This window comes from Mycobacterium sp. 4D054 (assembly GCF_052245755.1).
Lineage (GTDB): Bacteria > Actinomycetota > Actinomycetes > Mycobacteriales > Mycobacteriaceae > Mycobacterium.
On the sequence record NZ_JBQQCF010000015.1, the window covers coordinates 35,670 to 54,585 of the forward strand.

15 protein-coding genes are annotated in these 18,916 nt (G+C 69.4%); 9 read left to right on the forward strand and 6 right to left on the reverse strand.

The features are described from left to right. Positions 1–25: 25 nt before the first annotated feature. The 6 genes from ACTWP6_RS13170 (at position 26) to ACTWP6_RS13195 (ending at position 5,245) form a co-directional block, all read left to right on the forward strand. Positions 26–118, forward strand: a complete 93-nt coding sequence (locus tag ACTWP6_RS13170) for an Ms4533A family Cys-rich leader peptide (RefSeq protein WP_356948658.1) — start codon at positions 26–28, stop codon at positions 116–118. A gap of 114 nt (positions 119–232) precedes the next feature. After that, complete coding sequence (locus ACTWP6_RS13175) at positions 233–1,258, forward strand: sulfate ABC transporter substrate-binding protein (RefSeq protein ID WP_443187930.1); 1,026 nt, start codon at positions 233–235, stop codon at positions 1,256–1,258. Further along, a complete protein-coding gene (gene cysT / locus ACTWP6_RS13180) occupies positions 1,255–2,148 on the forward strand; it encodes a sulfate ABC transporter permease subunit CysT (RefSeq protein ID WP_443187931.1) in 894 nt (297 codons plus the stop codon). Before ACTWP6_RS13175 ends, cysT begins: the two co-directional genes overlap by 4 nt. Then, on the forward strand, positions 2,145–2,957 hold the full coding sequence (gene cysW / locus ACTWP6_RS13185) for a sulfate ABC transporter permease subunit CysW (protein WP_260754156.1): 813 nt from the start codon (positions 2,145–2,147) through the stop codon (positions 2,955–2,957). The genes cysT and cysW overlap by 4 nt, the downstream gene beginning before the upstream one ends. 19 nt (positions 2,958–2,976) lie before the next feature. Next, positions 2,977–3,999, forward strand: coding sequence for a sulfate/molybdate ABC transporter ATP-binding protein (locus ACTWP6_RS13190; RefSeq protein WP_260754154.1), 1,023 nt, complete (start codon positions 2,977–2,979; stop codon positions 3,997–3,999). 148 nt (positions 4,000–4,147) lie between these two features. Further along, positions 4,148–5,245 (forward strand): class I SAM-dependent methyltransferase, encoded by a 1,098-nt coding sequence (locus ACTWP6_RS13195; RefSeq protein ID WP_443187932.1) that lies wholly within the window; start codon positions 4,148–4,150, stop codon positions 5,243–5,245. Between the two features lie 4 nt (positions 5,246–5,249). Here the strand turns inward: ACTWP6_RS13195 and ACTWP6_RS13200 are convergent, their stop codons facing one another. The 5 genes from ACTWP6_RS13200 to ACTWP6_RS13220 all read right to left on the reverse strand — a co-directional run bounded on the left by ACTWP6_RS13200 (position 5,250) and on the right by ACTWP6_RS13220 (position 10,843). Then, positions 5,250–6,245, reverse strand: a complete 996-nt coding sequence (locus ACTWP6_RS13200) for a CNNM domain-containing protein (RefSeq protein ID WP_260754152.1) — start codon at positions 6,243–6,245, stop codon at positions 5,250–5,252. Beyond that, positions 6,238–7,599 carry a hemolysin family protein gene (locus ACTWP6_RS13205; protein WP_260754151.1) on the reverse strand — a complete coding sequence of 454 codons (1,362 nt, stop codon included), beginning with the start codon at positions 7,597–7,599 and terminating at the stop codon, positions 6,238–6,240. Before ACTWP6_RS13205 ends, ACTWP6_RS13200 begins: the two co-directional genes overlap by 8 nt. Positions 7,600–7,689: 90 nt before the next feature. Further along, the gene (locus tag ACTWP6_RS13210; RefSeq protein WP_260754150.1) at positions 7,690–8,391 is read right to left on the reverse strand and encodes a sirohydrochlorin chelatase; all 702 of its coding nucleotides are present in this window, start codon (positions 8,389–8,391) and stop codon (positions 7,690–7,692) included. A 7-nt stretch (positions 8,392–8,398) separates the two neighbouring features. Beyond that, on the reverse strand, positions 8,399–9,130 hold the full coding sequence (locus tag ACTWP6_RS13215; RefSeq protein WP_260754149.1) for a phosphoadenylyl-sulfate reductase: 732 nt from the start codon (positions 9,128–9,130) through the stop codon (positions 8,399–8,401). Positions 9,131–9,136: 6 nt separating this feature from the next. Beyond that, the gene (locus tag ACTWP6_RS13220) at positions 9,137–10,843 is read right to left on the reverse strand and encodes a nitrite/sulfite reductase (protein ID WP_260754148.1); all 1,707 of its coding nucleotides are present in this window, start codon (positions 10,841–10,843) and stop codon (positions 9,137–9,139) included. Between the two features lie 351 nt (positions 10,844–11,194). Between ACTWP6_RS13220 and hemW the strand changes: the two genes are divergently transcribed. Continuing rightward, the gene (gene hemW, locus ACTWP6_RS13225; RefSeq protein ID WP_443187960.1) at positions 11,195–12,334 is read left to right on the forward strand and encodes a radical SAM family heme chaperone HemW; all 1,140 of its coding nucleotides are present in this window, start codon (positions 11,195–11,197) and stop codon (positions 12,332–12,334) included. Here the strand turns inward: hemW and ACTWP6_RS13230 are convergent, their stop codons facing one another. Beyond that, positions 12,335–13,195: an LLM class F420-dependent oxidoreductase gene (locus tag ACTWP6_RS13230; protein ID WP_260754147.1), complete on the reverse strand. Its 861-nt coding sequence runs from the start codon at positions 13,193–13,195 to the stop codon at positions 12,335–12,337. 48 nt (positions 13,196–13,243) lie between these two features. Here ACTWP6_RS13230 and ACTWP6_RS13235 point away from each other — a divergent pair, with 48 nt between their 5' ends. Both ACTWP6_RS13235 and ACTWP6_RS13240 read left to right on the forward strand, forming a co-directional pair. Beyond that, positions 13,244–13,627, forward strand: a complete 384-nt coding sequence (locus ACTWP6_RS13235; protein ID WP_443187933.1) for a nuclear transport factor 2 family protein — start codon at positions 13,244–13,246, stop codon at positions 13,625–13,627. Between the two features lie 78 nt (positions 13,628–13,705). Next, on the forward strand, positions 13,706–18,886 hold the full coding sequence (locus ACTWP6_RS13240) for a type I polyketide synthase (RefSeq protein WP_443187934.1): 5,181 nt from the start codon (positions 13,706–13,708) through the stop codon (positions 18,884–18,886). The last annotated feature ends 30 nt before the right edge of the window (positions 18,887–18,916 follow it).

An 18,916-nucleotide genomic window follows, 5' to 3' on the forward strand; every position in this document is an offset into this window, starting at 1 on the left:
CGGCAACTCTGTTACGCTTCGCGCCATGCAATCGGCGTCCGGCAACAAGAGCGGCCACATCGTGGCTCTCATTGCCGTGGGTCTGTGTGCCGTTGCTGATGTCTGTTGTTGTCGCTGACTTTCTGCCCGTTCACGGCTCGGTGTCGGTGACTGCTGTGGCGCACCTGTCTCAGCGCTGAACCCGCCTTTCCGGAACGGTCCACCCCCGAAATCCGACACCGGAAGGCCATCCATGCACAACACCCTGAAATCGACGAAGCGCTGGCGCACCGCCGCCGCGTTGGCCGTATCGGCGACAGTGCTGGCCGCCTGCGCCGGCGGCGCCAGCGACGTGCCCGGCGGGGAAGGCGCCGACACCAACGCCGAGACCACGCTCACCCTGGTCGCGTTCGCGGTTCCGGAGCCGGGCTGGTCGAAGACCTCGCCGGCTTTCGCGGCCACCGAGGAGGGCAAGGGCGTCGCGGTCACCGGGTCCTACGGCGCGTCCGGTGACCAATCGCGCGCGGTGGAGGCCGGCAAGCCCGCCGACATCGTGAACTTCTCCGTCGAACCCGACATCACCCGCCTGGTCAAGGCCGGCAAGGTCGACGAGAACTGGGACGCCGGTCCGAACAAGGGCATCGCGTTCGGTTCGGTGGTCAGCTTCGCGGTGCGTCCCGGCAATCCCAAGAACATCCGCACCTGGGACGACCTGCTGAAGCCGGGCGTCGAGGTCATCACGCCGAGCCCGCTGAGTTCGGGTGCGGCCAAGTGGAACCTCCTCGCGCCGTACGCGTACGCCAGCAAGGGCGGCCAGGACCCGCAGGCCGGCATCGACTTCGTCAACAAGCTGGTCACCGAGCACGTCAAGCTGCGTCCCGGCTCGGGCCGCGAGGCCACCGACGTGTTCCGGCAGGGCAGCGGCGACGTGCTGCTGGCCTACGAGAACGAGGCGCTGAACTTCGACCTCGAGCATGTCAACCCGGCCGAGACGTTCAAGATCGAGAACCCCACCGCGGTGGTCAACACCAGCAAGCATCTGGACAAGGCGCAGGCGTTCGTGGACTTCCAGTTCACTCCGGAGGGGCAGAAGCTGTGGGCCGAGGCCAACTTCCGGCCGGTTGACCCGGGCGTTCTCGCCGAATACGCCGACAAGTTCCCGGCCCCGGAGAAGCTGTGGACGATCGAGGATCTCGGCGGCTGGTCCAAGGTCGACGCCGAGCTGTTCGACAAGGACAACGGCACCATCACCAAGATCTACAAGCAGGCCACTGGATGACCTCATCCTCCGGGGTGGTCGATCCGAATCCCGAATCGATCCGGCCCGAGCTCACCGGTGACGGTGGCTCGGGCCCGCCCTCGCGGCTGCGGTATCGCAGCCACGGTTCCACGTCGTTGCGTGTCGGGGCGGCCACCATGTGGCTGTCGCTGATCGTGCTGCTGCCGCTGGCCGCGATCGTGTGGCAGTCCGCCGAGGGTGGGTTCGGGGCGTTCTGGTCGGCGGTCACGTCGCCGTCCGCGCTCGCGTCGCTGCGGGTGACGCTCACCATTTCCATCGGCGTCACCGTCGTGAACGGTTTCTTCGGCCTGATCGTCGCCTGGGTGCTGACCCGCGACGAGTTCCCCGGCAAGCGTCTGGTCGACGCGGTGATCGACCTGCCGTTCGCGCTGCCCACCATCGTCGCCAGCCTGGTGATGCTCGCGCTGTACGGTCCCGCCAGCCCGGTGGGCATCCACCTGCAGCACACGAAGTGGGGTGTGGGTATCGCACTGCTGTTCGTGACATTGCCGTTCGTGGTGCGCTCGGTGCAGCCGGTACTGCTCGAACTCGACCGGGAGGTGGAGGAGGCCGCGGCTTCATTGGGCGCGAACAACGTCACGATCCTGGCGCGGGTGATCCTGCCTGCCCTGCTGCCGTCGTTGTTGTCGGGTGCGGGTCTGGCGTTCTCCCGCGCCATCGGTGAGTTCGGCTCGGTGGTGCTGATCGGCGGCGCGGTGCCCGGGGAGACCGAGGTGTCTTCGCAATGGATCCGCACCCTGATCGAGAACGACGACAGGGTCGGCGCCGCCGCGATCTCGATCGTGCTGCTGGCGATCTCCTTCGTGATCCTGTTCATCCTGCGCGCCATCGGTGCGCGGGCCGCGAAACGGGAGGCTCTGGCGCCATGACGCTCTCGCCGCTGGTCCGCCATGTGCTGCGCTGGGTTGCGCTGACCTACGTCGCCGTGCTGGTGGTCGTGCCGGTCGGACTGATCCTGTGGCGGACGTTCGCACCCGGCATCGGCGAGTTTCTCGCGTCGGTCGGCACCCCGGCGGCGATCTCGGCGCTGAATCTGTCTCTGCTCGTCGTCGCGATCGTGGTGCCACTCAACGTGCTGTTCGGCGTCCCGACCGCATTGGTCTTGGCCCGCAACAGGTTCCGTGGCAAGAGCATCCTGCAGGCGATAATCGACCTCCCGTTCGCGGTGTCTCCGGTCGTGGTCGGCGTCGCGCTGATCCTGCTGTGGGGGTCGGCGGGACTCTTCGGTTTCCTGGAGAACGGCTTCGGCTGGAAGATCATCTTCGGTTTCCCCGGCATCGTGCTGGCCAGCATCTTCGTCACGGTCCCGTTTGTGATCCGCGAGGTCGAACCGGTGCTCCATGAGATCGGCACCGACCAGGAGGAAGCCTCGGCCACCCTCGGCGCACAGTGGTGGCAGACGTTCTGGCGGATCACGCTTCCGTCGATCCGGTGGGGGCTGACCTACGGCATCGTGTTGACGATCGCCCGCACCCTCGGCGAGTTCGGTGCGGTGCTGATGGTCGCGGCGAACCTGCCCGGCTCTTCCCAGACTCTCACCCTGCTGGTGCACGACCGGTATACCCGCGGCGCCGAATACGGCGCCTACGCGATCTCCACCCTGTTGATGACCGTGGCTGTCCTCGTCCTGATCGCCCAGGTGATCCTCGACGCCCGCCGGACACGCGCCGCAAAATAGGCCCATAGGAGCAGACAGCATGACCCACGCGATCACCGTCACCGGCGCCAACAAGCGGTACGGCGACTTCGCCGCGCTCGACAACATCGACTTCGAGGTGCCCGCGGGTTCGCTGACCGCGCTGCTCGGGCCCAGCGGATCGGGCAAGTCGACGTTGTTGCGCGCCATCGCCGGACTCGACGAGCCCGACACCGGAACCATCACCATCAACGGCCGCGACGTCACGCACATCCCGCCGCAGAAGCGCGGAATCGGCTTCGTGTTCCAGCATTACGCCGCGTTCAAGCACCTGACGGTGCGCGACAATGTCGCGTTCGGGTTGAAGATCCGCAAGAAGCCCAAGGCCGAGATCAAGGCCAGGGTCGACGACCTGCTGCAGGTGGTGGGGCTGGCGGGCTTCCAGAGCCGCTACCCCAACCAGCTCTCCGGCGGGCAGCGCCAGCGCATGGCGCTGGCCCGCGCATTGGCCGTCGATCCCGAGGTGCTGCTGCTCGACGAGCCGTTCGGCGCGCTGGACGCCAAGGTCCGTGAAGACCTGCGGGCCTGGCTGCGCCGCCTGCACGACGAGGTGCACGTGACGACCGTGCTGGTCACCCACGATCAGCAGGAGGCCCTCGACGTCGCCGACCGGATCGCGGTGCTCAACAAGGGCCGCATCGAGCAGGTCGGGTCGCCGACGGAGGTCTACGACAGGCCGGCCAACGCGTTCGTGATGTCCTTCCTGGGTGCGGTCTCGTCACTCAACGGGGTGCTGGTGCGGCCCCACGACATCCGGGTGGGCCGCAACCCGGAGATGGCGATCGCCACCTCGGACGGCTCCGCCCAGTCCACCGGCGTGACGCGCGCGACCATCGACCGGATCGTGGTGCTGGGCTTCGAGGTCCGCGTCGAGCTGACCAACGCCGCGACGCACACGCCGTTCACGGCGCAGATCACCCGCGGTGACGCCGAGGCGCTGGGACTCAAGGAAGGCGACACCGTCTACGTGCGCGCCACCCGGGTGCCTTCATTGCCCGACGACGTCCCGGTTCCCGTCGGCTGAACGGGCTCTCGCGTGCCGAACCGACACGTCGGCCGGGGGAGGCCCGTTGGCTGGAAGGTCGCTTGGAAACAGGTAGTCATCCCTGATCCGCTGCGGCGTCCGCAGGTTCATGCTGAGTGGTGTAGCCCTCCGGAGAAAGGACACCACGATGACTACATCTCCGCTATCTCCGCCCGCCACGCCCACGCCCTCGGTCGATCCGGACAGGCTGATGAGTTTCGTGCTGCGCGCGGTCGACGAAACCGGTGCGGCGCTGAACTGCGCGCTGGTGGTGATGGGGCAGCGCCTCGGCTATTACCGCAGCCTCGTCGAGAACGGACCGAGCACGCCAGCAGAACTCGCCGAGCGCACACACACCGACCAGCACTACGCCCGCGAATGGCTCAACGCCCAGGCTGCCGGTGGTTTCGTCGCGTACGACCCGGCGACAGGGCGCTACCATCTCCCGCCGGAACAGGCCACGGCACTACACGACGAGACCAGCCCCGCATTCGTCGGTGGGCTGTTCCAACTCGCCTACGGGACGTTGCGCGACGCCCTGACAATCGTCGACGCGGCCCGCACCGGGGCGGGAATGGGCTGGGGAGAACACAATTCCGACGTACACGTCGGCTGCGAGAAGTTCTTCCTGCCGACCTACGCGAGCCACATCGTCAACGACTGGATTCCGGCCCTGGAAGGGGTGGCGGACAAGCTTGCCGGCGGCGCCCGAGTCGCGGACGTCGGCTGCGGCCACGGTGGTTCGACGCTGCTCATGGCACAAGCGTTCCCCAACTCGGTCTTCGTCGGCACCGACGTGCACGCCGGCTCCATCGAGACCGCCAGGCAGCGGGCCGGCGCGGCACACGCCGATCTGCAGGTGAGTTTCGAGGTTGCCGCAGCCGACGAGATCAGCGGTGGGCCATACGATTTGGTGACGATGTTCGACTGCCTGCACGACATGGGCGATCCGGTCGGCGCGGCTCGCCGGGTCCGCGAGGTGATCGCCGAGGACGGAACCTGGATGATCGTCGAACCAGCGGCCGGCGACCGGGTGGAAGACAACCTCAACCCGATCGGCCGTGCCTACTACGGGTTTTCGACGTTGCTGTGCACACCGTCGTCGTTGGCGCAGCCGGTGGGGATGGCGCTGGGCACCCAGGCCGGTCCGGCACGCATCCGGGACGTGGTCCGGGAGGCCGGCTTCAGCCGGTTCCGGGCGGCGGCACAGACACCGTTCAACAACATCTTCCAGGTCCAGCCCTGACCGTTTACGCGGCGTCAGGCAACAGCCGGTACAGCAGATCGGTGAGCGTCAGCAGCCCCCGTCCCGACGGGCCGTCGACCACGACCAGGTGGTTGCGGGTCTCCCGCATCAGGCGCAGCGCCTCATAGACCGGGGTGCTCTCCGGAACTGACAGCACGGGCCGCATCAGCTCGCGGGCGGTGGCCGTGGTGGACAGGCTGTCCCGGACATGGACCACGCCCACCACCGCTGCGCCGTCGCGGACCAGGAGCCGCAGATGGCCGGACCTGTACGCGGTCTGCTGAATCTCGGCGGGCGTCGCGTCGGCAGGCACCTCGCTGTACTGGGCATCGCGGCGGGCCAGTTCGCCGACGGTCAGCGCCTCCAGTTCCAGCGCGCTGGTCAGGTTCGCGTGATAGCGCTCGTCGAGGGTGCCGACGGTGGCCGAGTGCTCGACGAGCTGACGCAGCGCGTCGGGGTCCTGGCTGTCGGCCAGTTCGTCGACCGGGGTGACACCGACGCGGCGCAGACACCAGTTCGCGGCGTGGTTGAGCGCCCGCAGCAGCGGCCGGGTCGCGAACATGAACCCCCGCATCGGCAGGGCGAGCAGCGTCGCGGACCGTTCCGGATGGGCGATGGCCCACGACTTCGGCGCCATCTCGCCGACCACCAGATGCAGGAATGTCACGATGAGCAACGCCAGCACGAAGCCGCCGACATCGGCCGCCCAAACCGGGGCGCCAAGACCGCGAATGAGCGGTGTGATGGCGTGGTGCACAGCGGGTTTGGTGATCGCACCGAGGAGCAGCGTGCACACGGTGATCCCGAGCTGAGCGCCGGCCAGCAGCAGGGAGAGCTCGCCGGCGCTGCGTAGCGCGGCGCGGGCGGCGGCGCTGGTGGCCGCGGCATCCTCCAGCCGGTTGCGCCGCGCGGCGATCAGTGCGAACTCGACCGCGACGAAGAAGGCGCTCAGGCCGATCAGCGCGACCGTGACTGCGGCGACGACCCACGGACTACTCATCGCCGGCCTCCTCGGAGACGGTCACGAACACCGATGCCGGGACGCGCCGCTCGATCGAGCGGACCTGCGCCTTCAACAACCGTTTCGGGGGCACTCCGTCGCCGCGCAGATCTGCCGGGTCGGCGGGCAACGGGATCACGACCTCGTCGCCGACGGCGGGCAGTCCTTCCGCATGTGCGATCACCATGCCGGCAACCGTTTCGTAGTCACCGGGCGGCAGGGTGACGCCGAGCGTACGTTCGGCCTCGTCCAGCGGGAGATCTCCGGCGAGAAGCCAGCCGTCGCCGTCGGCGATCACGTCGGCCTCGGTGTCGGTGTCGTGTTCGTCGTCGATCTCGCCGACAAGTTCCTCGGCGATGTCCTCGATCGTGACGATGCCGGCGAAGCCGCCGTACTCGTCGATGACGATGGCCATCTCCGCCCCGGCCCGCTGAAGATGACGCACCACGTTGGGCAACGGCAACGTCTCGGGCACCACCACCGGCGGCCGGCAATGTGCTTGCGCGGTGTCGGTGGCGGGCACCGGCCCCAGCAGGTCCAGCAGCTCGATCACGCCCACCACGTCATCGGGACTCGAGCCGGTGACGGGGTAACGGGTGTGGCCGGTGGCCATCCGCGCCAGCACGGTGGCCACCGGTTCGTCGGCGGACACGGTGTCCACACGCGAGCGCGGGATCATCGCGTGTTCGGCTGTGCTGGTGGGGAAGTCGAGGATCCGGTCGAGCAGCGCCGACAGTTCGTCGGGGATCTCGCCGGCGTCGCGGGACGCGGCGACGATGTGTTCGAGGTCGCGCGGGGTGGCGGAGTGCTCGACGTCGTGCACGGGCTCGATGCGCAGAGCGCGCAGCAGCAGGTTCGATGACTGGTCGAACAGCCAGATGAGCCAGCCGAACAGCTTCAGGTACAGCGTGGTGGACAGCGCCAGCCGGCAAGCCAACGGTTCCGGGCGGGCGATCGCGAGGTTTTTCGGGAACAGCTCGCCGAACACCATCTGCACGACGGTGGACACCGTGATCGCAACCAGGCCGCCGATCGCCACGGCGATCGCCGTCGGGATCCCGGCGCCGCCGAGCAACACCGTGAAACCGCGCCCGATCAGCGGCTCGGCGACATAGCCCACCAGCAGTCCGGTGACGGTGATGCCGAGTTGCGCGCCTGAGAGCATGAACGAGGTGCGCCGGGTGACGGCCAGCGCACGGGCGGCGGCGCGGTCACCGGCCTCGGCCCGAGCTTTGAGCCGCGACCTGTCCACGGCCATGTAGGCGAATTCCTGCGCGACGAAGTATCCGGTCAGCGCGGTGATCGCCAGCACCACCAGGAAGCCGATGAGAATTCCGAGAACGGCGGTCAGCATGCGACCGCCCCGGGTCTATGAGGTGGCATCGTGTCCTTGCTCGGGTGGGATGACGCCCCCACAGTACCGACTCTGGGAAAGCGCTGTGAGTCAGGCGGCCGCGTGCACCGCGAGAGCCGCGTCGAAACGGTCCAGCACCGTCGCGGCGACCTGCCGGTGCGCGCCAAGCGGCGCCGACATCGGGATGCCCTGAGCCGCAGCGAATTCGGCGACCCGGTCGGTGATCCGGCCGTGCGCGAGAAACCACGGCGCGATGACCAGCCGGGTGGCGCCACGGCGGCGCAACTCGTCGGCCGCCTCGGCGAGAGTGGGTTGCGGGCCGGTGGCGAACGCCGTCGTCGCGGTCCACCGGGTGGTCAGCGTCAGCTCACGTGCCACCGTCGCGGTGCGGGCATTGGCCTGCGCGCGGGACGAACCGACCGCGGTCACCAGCACCCCGACGCTCGGATCCAGCCGCGAGATCCCCGCGTGCTCCAGGCGCTGCCGCAGCACGTGAATCAGTCGGTCATCCTCGCCGAGCACGTCGGCCTGACAGACGTTCGCGCCCGAGTCCGCGATCATCTCGGGGATGTCCACCCGGGCGTGGTACGCGTCGGCCAGCAACAGCGGCACCACAACCGAGGGCCGGCGCAGCGTGCACAGCACGTCACGCAGATTCGGAGAGTTCTGCTCGCAGAACGCGATTCGGGCATCCAGGCCCGGACGCAGCCACCGCACGCATTCGACGATCGCGCGCGCCGTCACCGCCGACCGGGGGTCGGCACTGCCGTGCGCGGTCAGGACCAGCGTCACCGGAACCTCACGATGCGTGCAGTCCGCATTCCGTCTTGGACTGGCCCGCCCAGCGACCGCTGCGCGGATCGGCACCCTCGACCGGCTTGTTGGTGCACGGCGCACAGCCGATCGACGGGTATCCCTCGTCGACCAGCGGATTGACCAGAATGCCGTGGGCGTCGATGTAGGCCTGCATGTCCTCGTCGGTCCACGCCGCCAGCGGGTTGATCTTCACCAGGCCGAACGCCTTGTCCCAGCTGATCAGCGGCGCGTTCGCGCGGGTCGGCGCCTCCACTCGGCGGATGCCGGTCACCCACGCCGAGTAGCCCTGCAGCGCCTTGGACAGCGGTTCCACCTTGCGCAGCCGGCAGCACTCGTTGGCGTTGCGCTCGAACAGGTTCTTGCCCAGCACCGCGTCCTGCTCGACGACCGTGCGCTCGGGGCGCACGTTGACGACGTTGACGTCGTAGACCGCCTCGACGGCATCGCGGGTGCCGATGGTCTCGACGAAGTGGTAGCCCGTGTCGAGGAACAGCACATCGACCCCGGGACGCACCTTGGACGCGAGATCGACGAGCACCGCGTCCTGCATGTTGGAGGCGACGATGTAGCCGGATCGACCGGCCGCCCCGCCGGCGGATCCGAAGTGCTCGTCGGTCCAGCGCAGCAGTTCCTCGGCGGTGGCGTCCGGCCCGAGCTCAGCGGCACCGCGCTCGGCCAGCTGCTGCAGATCGGTTTCGGTCAACAGGTCGGTCACCTCACATCACCTCAAATCCGCATCGTCGGCGCGAAGCGCCCACGTCGCGAAACGCTCGCCGTCCTCGCGTTGTTTCACGAAGTTGCGCACGACACGCTCGATGTAGTCACCGAGCTCGGTCGCGAGCACCTTGTGCTGGCGCAGCTTGCGGCCGAAACCGCTGTCCAGGCCCAGGCTGCCGCCCAAGTGCACCTGGAAGCCCTCCTCAGGGCCGTTTCCGTCGTCAACCATCTGGCCCTTGAAGCCGATGTCGGCGATCTGGATGCGGGCGCAGGAGTTGGGGCAGCCGTTGATGTTGATGGTGACCGGCACGTCGAGCTGGGCGTTGATGTCCTCCAGACGCTTCTCCAGCTCGGGCACCAGCACCTGGGAGCGGCTGCGGGTCTCGGCGAAGCTCAGCTTGCAGAACTCGATGCCGGTGCACGCCATCAGGTTGCGCCGCCAGTGCGACGGGCTCGACGGCAGGCCCAACGCGTCCAGCCCGGCGCGCAGCTCGTCCAGTTTGTCGTCGGGAACGTCGAGAATGATCAGCTTCTGGTACGGCGTGAACCGGATCCGGTCGCTGCCCGCCGCCTCGGCGAGGTCGGCCACCCTGGTCAGGATGGTGCCCGAGACGCGGCCGGCGATCGGCGCGACGCCGACAGCATTCAGGCCGTTCTTGAGCTTCTGCACACCGACGTGATCGATGGGCCGGGTGACCGGATCGGGAGCGGGCCCGTCGATCAGCGGGCGCTTCAGGTACTCGGTCTCCAGGACCTCGCGGAACTTCTGCACGCCCCAGTCCTTGATCAGGAACTTCAGCCGGGCCTTGGAGCGCAGCCGCCGGTAGCCGTAGTCGCGGAAGACGCTGACCACGCCCTCCCACACGTCGGGCACCTCGTCGAGCGGCACCCACACCCCGACCCGCTGGCCCAGCATCGGGTTGGTCGACAGCCCGCCGCCGACCCACAGGTCGAAGCCCGGACCGTGCTCAGGGTGGTTGACGCCGATGAACGCGACGTCGTTGACCTCGTGCACGACGTCCTGCAGGCCCGAGATCGCGGTCTTGAACTTACGCGGCAGGTTGGAGTACTCCGGCTTGCCGATGTAGCGCTTGACGATCTCGTTGACCGCCGGCGTGCCGTCGATCACCTCGTCGAGCGACTCACCCGCCAGCGGCGAGCCGAGCACCACGCGCGGGCAGTCGCCGCACGCCTCGGTGGTCTGCAGCCCGACCTCGTCGAGCCGCCGCCAGATCTCCGGCATGTTCTCCACCTGGATCCAGTGGTACTGGATGTTCTGCCGGTCAGAGATGTCGGCGGTGTCCCGGGCGAACTCGGTGGAGATCTCGCCAAGGGTGCGCAGCGCCTTGGCCGTCAGCGCGCCGCCGTCGCTGCGGACCCGCAGCATGAAGTACGAGTCCTCGAGCATGTCGGTGTTCTCGTCGCCGGTCCAGGTGCCGTCGTACCCCGGCTTGCGCTGGGTGTAGAGGCCCCACCAGCGGAACCGGCCGCGCAGGTCACCTTTGTCGATGCTCTCGAAGCCGTTCTTGGCGTAGATGTTCTCGATGCGCGCCCGCACGTTGAGCGGGTTGTCGTCCTTCTTGGACTGCTCGTTGGGATTGAGCGGCTCGCGGTAGCCGAGCGCCCACTGGCCTTCGCCGCGCGGTCGCTTGGCGGGCTTGGCGGGTTTGGTGGCTGCCGCCGGCGAGCCGGCTTCATTTGTCGTGGTCATGGATCGGGCTCCTGGTCGGAGCCGGCGTTCAGATCGCGCGTCAGTCCGGTGGCTGTCCGGCGGCGCAGATCCGTCGGCCAGCTGATGTTGGTTAGGGCTGGGTCCTACAGAATCCGCAAGCTAGGGCAGACAACAACAGGTGCACACGCGCTTGAAGTCGACATGACGGCGCACCACCAGCGAGACCCGGCGGGGGAAGCTGTGGGCAGTCACGTCGGCCATTGTGCCACGGACACCCACACCGACCCTAACCGGCCGATATTTGCGCTCAGGCTGAGCGAAACCCCGCTCTGGAAGACTGGGCAGGTGACACCGCTTTCCGACACCGCGCAGCGGCCCCTGCTGCCTGAGATGACGGCGGTACCGGGCCGCCCGTTCGGGTTGTACATCCATGTGCCGTTCTGCGCGGCGCGTTGCGGATACTGCGACTTCAACACCTACACCCCGGCTGAACTGGGCGGCGCCAACCCCGACGGTTGGCTGGCCGCGCTGCGCACCGAGCTGCGCCTGGCTGCTGCGCACCTCGGGCACCCGCCGGACGTGCAGACGGTGTTCGTCGGCGGCGGAACGCCGTCGCTGCTCGGTGCGGCGGGACTGAGCGCCGTGCTCGACGCGGTGCGCGACCAGTTCACGCTGGCGTCCGGGGCCGAGGTCACCACCGAGTCGAACCCGGAGTCCACGTCGCCGGCGTTCTTCGCCGGCCTGCGCCGCGCCGGCTACACGCGCATCTCGCTGGGCATGCAGTCCACCGCGCCGCACGTCCTGGCCGCGCTTGACCGGGTGCATTCCCCGGGCCGTGCGCTCGACGCCGCCCGGGAGGCCCGCGAGGCGGGTTTCGACCACGTCAACCTGGATCTGATCTACGGCACGCCGGGGGAGACCGACGACGACCTGCTGCACTCGGTCGACGCGGCGGTCCAGGCCGGCGTCGACCACGTGTCGGCCTATTCGCTGATCGTCGAGGACGGCACCGCGCTGGCCCGCCGGGTGCGTCGCGGTGAACTCCCGGCCCCCGACGACGACGTGCTTGCCCGCCGCTACGAACTACTCGACCGGCGGCTGGCCGACGCCGGTTTCGACTGGTACGAGGTGTCGAACTGGAGCCGCCCGGGCGGGGAGTGCAGGCACAACATCGGCTACTGGGCCGGCGGCCAGTGGTGGGGTGCCGGCCCCGGCGCGCACGGCTACGTCGACTCCACCAGATGGTGGAACGTCAAGCACCCCAACGCTTATGCGGCCGTGCTCGACGACGGCGGCCTGCCGGTCGCGGACTTCGAGCGCTTGGACACGGACACCTCGCACGTCGAGGACGTGATGCTGCGGGCGCGGTTGCGCACCGGTCTGCCGGTGCACGTGCTGTCTGCCGAGGAACGCGACCGCGCCGAACGCGCCGTCGCGGACGGGTTGCTGCGCGCCGACGGGGAGGCGCTGGTGCTCACCGACCGGGGACGGCTGCTGGCCGATGCGGTGGTGCGGGACCTGCTGAGCTGACTACAGCAGCGCGTCGGCGAGCCTGCGCCACTGCTCGCGCGGGAACTCCCGCGGATCCGCGGTCAGCACCTGCACGCAGACGTGGTCGGCGCCGGCATCCATATGCTCCCGCACCCGCCGGCGCACCGCGTCCTCGTCACCCCAGGCGATCAGCGCGTCGAACACCCGGTCACTCACCGAGGTCAGGTCCTCCTCGGTGAAGCCGAGCCGCAGCAGGTTGTTCGCGTAGTTCGGCAGCGCCAGGTACGACGTGAGCCACTGGGTGCCCACCTCGCGGGCCTGGTCGCGGTCCTCGGTCAGCATCACGGTCTGCTCGGGCAACAGCATCGGCCCGGCGCCCAGCACCCCGCGGGCCTGCCGGGTGTGCTCGGGCGTGGTCAGGTAGGGGTGCGCGCCGCCGGCACGCGTCGCAGAGAGCTGCAGCATCTTCGGGCCGAGCGCGGCCAGCACCCGGTTGGCCGTCGGCACCGGCCGCGGCGAGGCGTCGATGCCGTCGAGGAAGGCCTTGGTGGCGGCCAGCGGCTTGCGGTACCGGCCCGGCTCTTTCGAGTCGATCAGCGGTGCGTGGCTGACACCGATGCCGAGCAGGAACCGCTCGCCGTGGGCCTCGGTGAGCGTGGCGTAGCGGTCCGCGACCTCGGCGGGTTCGTGCATCCAGAGGTTCAGGATGCCGGTGGCGATGACCGTCTTCTGGGTGGCCGACAGCAGATTCTCCACCGAGTCGAACACCGGTCCACCGACGTCGGGGATCCACAGGGCCGTGAAACCGAGCTCGTCGAGCTCGGCGGCGGCTTCGGCCGCCTCGTCCGGATTTCCGTACCGCAGTTGCGAACTCCACAGGCCGACGCCGGACAGTTTCATAGCTCCAGTCATACCGTGCCGACTGCCCGGGCCGCTACGGTCGTGCGCATGGCTTTCGACTCCGCCGCGGTGGCCCGTGCGTTCTCCGAGCACCGTTTCGAGCACGCGCTCAAGCACCTGGCCCGGGACGTCAGGTGGACGATCGTCGGCGGCATGGTGCTCGAAGGCGCCGACGCGGTCCGGCGCACCTGCCAGGACACCCTGGAGAGCCTGAAGGGCACGGCGGTGGAGTTCGACCGCCGCGTCACGGCCGCCGGTGGTGACGTCGTCGCCGTCGACACCATCGCCCGCTACGTGAGGCCCGACGGCGTGACCGCGGTGGCCAGCTGCGCGGTTTACGAGTTCGCCGGCGAGCAGATCACGACGATCACGTCGTACGCGGTCGAGGTCGATCCCGAGGACCCGGGAGCGCAGCCACCACCGCATCGGTGATCGAGCCCGCCCCGGGAATCGCCTCGAAACGTCCGGGTACCTCCCTGGGAGCAAACCTGCTGTGCCAGGATGTCCGGCATGTCGACGCCAGGGTTAGGGCAGGCTACCCACACCTATGCCCCCAGTCCGGCCGCGGCGCCGAACAGGACCGCCGCACCCGCGCCGATCGCCGTGGTCGGCATCGGCTGCCGGCTTGCGGGTGACATCACCACGGCGCGGGACTTCTGGTCGTTCCTGCTCGCAGGAGGCAGCAAGGTCACCGAGGTGCCTGCCGAACGCTGGGAGCCCTATCTGCACCGCGACCCGCGCAACGCCGCGCTGCTGAGGGAGACCACGCGATGGGGGACCTTCCTCGACGACCTCCCCGGCTTCGACGCCGAGTTTTTCGGCGTCTCGCCGCGCGAAGCCGAGCTGATGGATCCGCAGCAACGTCTGGCCCTCGAGGTGTCATGGGAGGCGCTCGAACATGCCGGCATCCCACCGCGTTCGCTGGCGGGCAGCGACACCGCGGTGCTGATGGGTGTCAACTCCGACGACTACGGCAAGCTGCTGATGGAAGACATCGCCGGTATCGAGGCGTGGACCGGGATCGGCACATCGCTGTGCGGGGTGGCCAACCGGGTGTCCCATCTGCTGGATCTGCGCGGGCCCAGCGTCGCGCTCGATGCGGCGTGCGCGGCGTCGCTGGTGGCGGTGCATCAGGCCTGCCAGCTACTGCGCGACGGGGAGACCTCGCTGGCGCTCGCCGGTGGGGTGAGCGCCCTCATCGGTCCCGGCCTGACGCGGGTGCTCGACGTCGCCGGCGCCACCGCACCCGACGGCCGCTGCAAGACCTTCGACGACTCCGCCGACGGTTACGGCCGCGGCGAGGGCGCCGCGGTGGTCGTGCTCAAGCGACTGTCCGACGCCGTCCGCGACGGCGACCGGGTGCTCGCGGTGGTGCGCGGCGGCGCGGTCGCCCAGGACGGCAGGACCGTCGGCATCATGTCGCCCAACGGGCAGGCCCAGGCGGACCTGTTCCGGCTCGCCTGCCGCGCCGCCGGCATCGACCCCGCCAGTGTCGATTACCTGGAGGCGCACGGGACCGGCACGCCCACCGGCGATCCCGTCGAGATCTCGGCACTGTCGGCCGTCTACGGCCGAGGCCGGGGTGAGCGTCCATGCGCAATCGGTTCGGTCAAACCCAACACCGGACACCTCGAGGGCGGGGCCGGCGTCGTCGGGTTGATCAAGGCGACGCTGGCGCTGCACCACGAAGAACTGCCGCCCACCGCAGGGGTCCGTACGCTCACCACCGCCGTCGACTGGGGCAGCAGCGGATTGCGGGTGCCCATCGAAGCCGAACCGTGGCCACGGGGGCCCGAGCCGCGGCGCGCCGCGGTGTGCAGCTACGGCTACGGCGGCACCATCGCACACGTCCTGCTCGAAGAGGCGCCCGCCGCTGCCGACGGCGAAACCAGCGGCGGCACAGCGGAGTTCATCCCGTTGTCAGCGCGCTCGGAGCCGCGTCTGCACGCCCAGGCAGGAGCCCTGGCAGAGCACCTGCGCACCGTGCAGATCCCGACCGACGAAGTGGCCGCCACGTTGTGGACCCGTCGAGCCCACGAACAAGTCAGGGCTGCGGTGCTCACCGAGGACGTACACGCACCCGTCGACGCACTGGATGCGCTGGCCGCCCAGCAGCGGGATCCGCGGGTCGTGACGGGATCGGTCGTGCCCAATGCGCAGGACGGTGCGGTGTGGGTGTTCTCCGGGCACGGATCGCACTGGGCCGGCATGGGCCGCGAGTTGATCGCCACCGAACCGGTTTTCGCAGCGACAGTCGACGAGGTCGACCGGGTGTTCGGCCGGGAACTCGGCTTCTCCGCGCGCGAGGCGCTGACCACCGGAGTGCTGGGGGATACCGCGCGGGTGCAGGCGCTCACGTTCGCGATGCAGGTCGGGCTCGCGGCGCTGCTGCGCGAGCGCGGGGTGGAACCGGCCGCGGTGATCGGCCATTCGGTGGGTGAGGTGGCGGCGTGTGTGGTCGCCGGGGTGTTCGGCCTGGCGCAGGGCGCGTCGATCGCGTGCTACCGCGCCCGGGGATTCCGGGCGGTCGCCGGGCAGGGCGCAATGGCATTGGTGCGCTTGCCTTTCGGTGAAGCCGACCGCCGGCTGGCGAGACGTACCGATGTGGTTGCGGCGATCAGCGCGTCGACGGAGACCACCGTGATCTCCGGGACGGTGGCCGCGGTGGACGAGATCGTCGAGGCGTGGACGGCCGAAGGGATGACGGTGCGCCGAGTCAACACCGACGTGGCGTTCCACAGCCCGGCGATGGACGCTCTCACCGGTGAGCTCGCGCGACTGGTCGCGACGCTGCCCGAGGCGGACCGGGCCCGGGTGCCGCTGTACACGACGGCGCTGCCGGACCCCCGCTCGGATGCGGCGCGTGATCCGGATTATTGGGTGGCCAACCTGCGCGGGCGGGTGCGCTTCGCAGAAGCCGTGCAGGCGGCCGGCCAGGACGGGCACCGTCTGTTCCTCGAGGTGTCGGCCCATCCGGTGGTCGCCCACTCGATCGTCGAGACACTGACCAGCCTCGGCATGGACGACCACGCCGTGGTGCCGATGATGCGGCGTGATCACCCCGAGCGGCACGCCGTCGGCGCCGCGGTCGGCGCGCTGTACTGCCACGGAGCACCGATCGCGCACGGGTTCACGCCGGCCACGCGGTGGGCAGACCTTCCGGGCACGCAGTGGCAGCACCGCCGGTTCTGGCGCACTCCGACTCCGCCGCCCAATACCCGGGCGCTGCACGATCCCGCGTCCCACACGCTGCTCGGCGGCGCCGTCGACGTGACCGGGGAGGTGCCTGCTCGGGTGTGGCAGACCCGGCTCGACATGGACAACCGGCCCTACCCCGGTGACCATCCGGTACAGAACACCGAGATCGTCCCCGCCGCCGTGCTGTTGAACACCTTCCTGACCGCGGCGGGATCGGGACTCACCGACGTGCGGCTGCGCACCCCCGTGCCGCCGGGGCGGGCCCGCGACATCCAGGTGGTGCTCCAGGACCGCTCGCTGCGGATCTCCTCGCGACTCACCGACGACGACAGCGGCGACGAGTCCGGATGGCTCACCCACAGCAGCGCCGTCGTGGCGACCGACGAGGACTTCGCCGGCGAGCTCAACGAGTTGATGAGCGGCGGCATCCACACCGCCACCTGGGACCGCTGTTCCGAGCAGCTGCCGCCCGGCCACGTCGTCGACACGCTCGGGACACTCGGTGTGGCGGCGATGGGCTTCGACTGGCAGGTGCACGAGATGCGCTGTGGTGCAGGCGAACTGCTCGTGCGTGTGAGCGCCACCTCAGACGGCTCGGCGCCGCGTTCCTGGGCTGCGCTGCTGGACGCGGCGACGTCGGCGGCATCCACGGTATTCGACGGCCCACCCCGGCTGCGGATGCCGGCACGCATCGACCGCGTCCACGTCTGTGGCGAGCCACCGGCCGTGGCCCTGCTGCATGTGCGCCGACGGGAGGGCACGACGACCGACGTCGCGATCGCCGACGAGTCGGGAGCGGTGCGTGCCTCGCTGACGGCGATGACGTTCGAGGAGCTGGAAAACGCCGGGGGTGCGGACACGTCCCGGATGCTGCACCACATCGCATGGCACGAAACCGCGTTCGACGTCGGCGACCGACCGGCTGAGGTCGCCGTCGTGGGCTCCGAATGCGATGCGGTGCTGCGGTCCCTCGATGACGCCGGGGTTGCGCATCGCGTCTACGACAGCGTCGAGCAGGTGCCCGGCGACGCCGGCCCGCGCTCGGTGGTGCTGCTGCTGCCGCGAGCAGATTCGCCGGAGGCTGCGGCCGAGCAGGTGCTCGACACCGTGAAACGACTCAACGGCAACGGTTCTCAGGCGCGTCTGTGGGTTCTCACCAGAAACGTGCACGAGGGTACCAACCTGGTGCACGCACCGTTGTGGGGCATATCGCGCGTTGCCGCGGCCGAACATCCGCATCTGTGGGGCGGCGTACTCGACCTCGCCGACGGGAAGGTGCCGCTCGGTGTGCTGGCGTCGCTGCCCGGCCACGGCGTCGTGGTGGTCCGCGATGGTGTCGCGTTGACCGCCCGGCTGACGCATGCGCGGGCCGGCGGTGCACCGAAGACGTCCATGCCCGGCGGAGCGCCGATGACGTGCACGCCCGGCGGAACATATCTGGTGACCGGCGGCACCGGGGCGTTGGGGCTGCGGATCGCGCAACGCCTCGCCGACCTCGGCGCCCGCCGGCTGGTGTTGTTGTCGCGCTCAGGGATGCCGCATCGCAGAATGTGGGCCAAGACGCCGACGGAAGCGGTTCGCGCGGTGTCCGCGCTGGAGGAGCGCGGCGTGTCCGTGCACGTCGCCTCGATCGACATCGGGGCTTCGGGCGCCGTCGATCAGCTGCGTGCGGTGCTGGCCGACCTGCCGCCCGTACGGGGCGTGGTCCATGCGGCTGGTGTGGAAGCCGGTGCGCTGCTGCTGAATACGTCTGCAGATGATTTGCGGACCGCGATGCGCCCGAAGGTGTCGGGCACTCTGGCGTTGCACGAGTTGTTCCCGCCCGAGCAGTTGGACTGGATGGTGCTGTACTCGTCGTGCGGCTACCTGGCCGGCTTCCCCGGGCAGGGTGCGTATGCGTGCGCCAACGCGTTCCTGGACGCGATGGCCAGACATCGCCGCAGCCTCGGGGACAACACGGTCAGCGTCGCGTGGACGGCGTGGCGCGGTCTGGGTATGGGATCGACGTCAGGATTCGTCGCAGCACAGCTCGAAGCGCTCGGTATGGGGACTGTCGGCGCCGACGACGCGATGCGGGCGCTGGATGCGGCCATGCGGGGCGACGACCCGAATGTGGTTGTGCTACCCCTGCTTCCCGAGGCCGCGGCGGTGCCGATCCTGGCTGATGTCGCACCGACCGTGGATGCGGAAGTGGGTGAGGCCGTGCCCATCGGACCCGGCGAAGCCGAGCTGGGCGAGTGGGTGGCGGAGCAGGTCGTCGAAGCGGTGGCTGCTGAACTCGGGCTGTCGGCAACTGATGTGGATCTGCGGGTTCCGTTGGTGGAGGCCGGCGTCGACTCGATCATGACGGTCGCGCTGCGGCGCGCGTTGGAGAAGCGCACAGGTCTGTCGCTGCCTCCGACACTGCTCTGGGAGCACCCGACGGCAGCGGCTGTGATCGACCGGATCGTCGAGCTGCTCGCGCCGCACACCGAAAAAGCCGACGTCGCCTGATCTTTCGGCAGCGAGATCATCCCGTCGCAC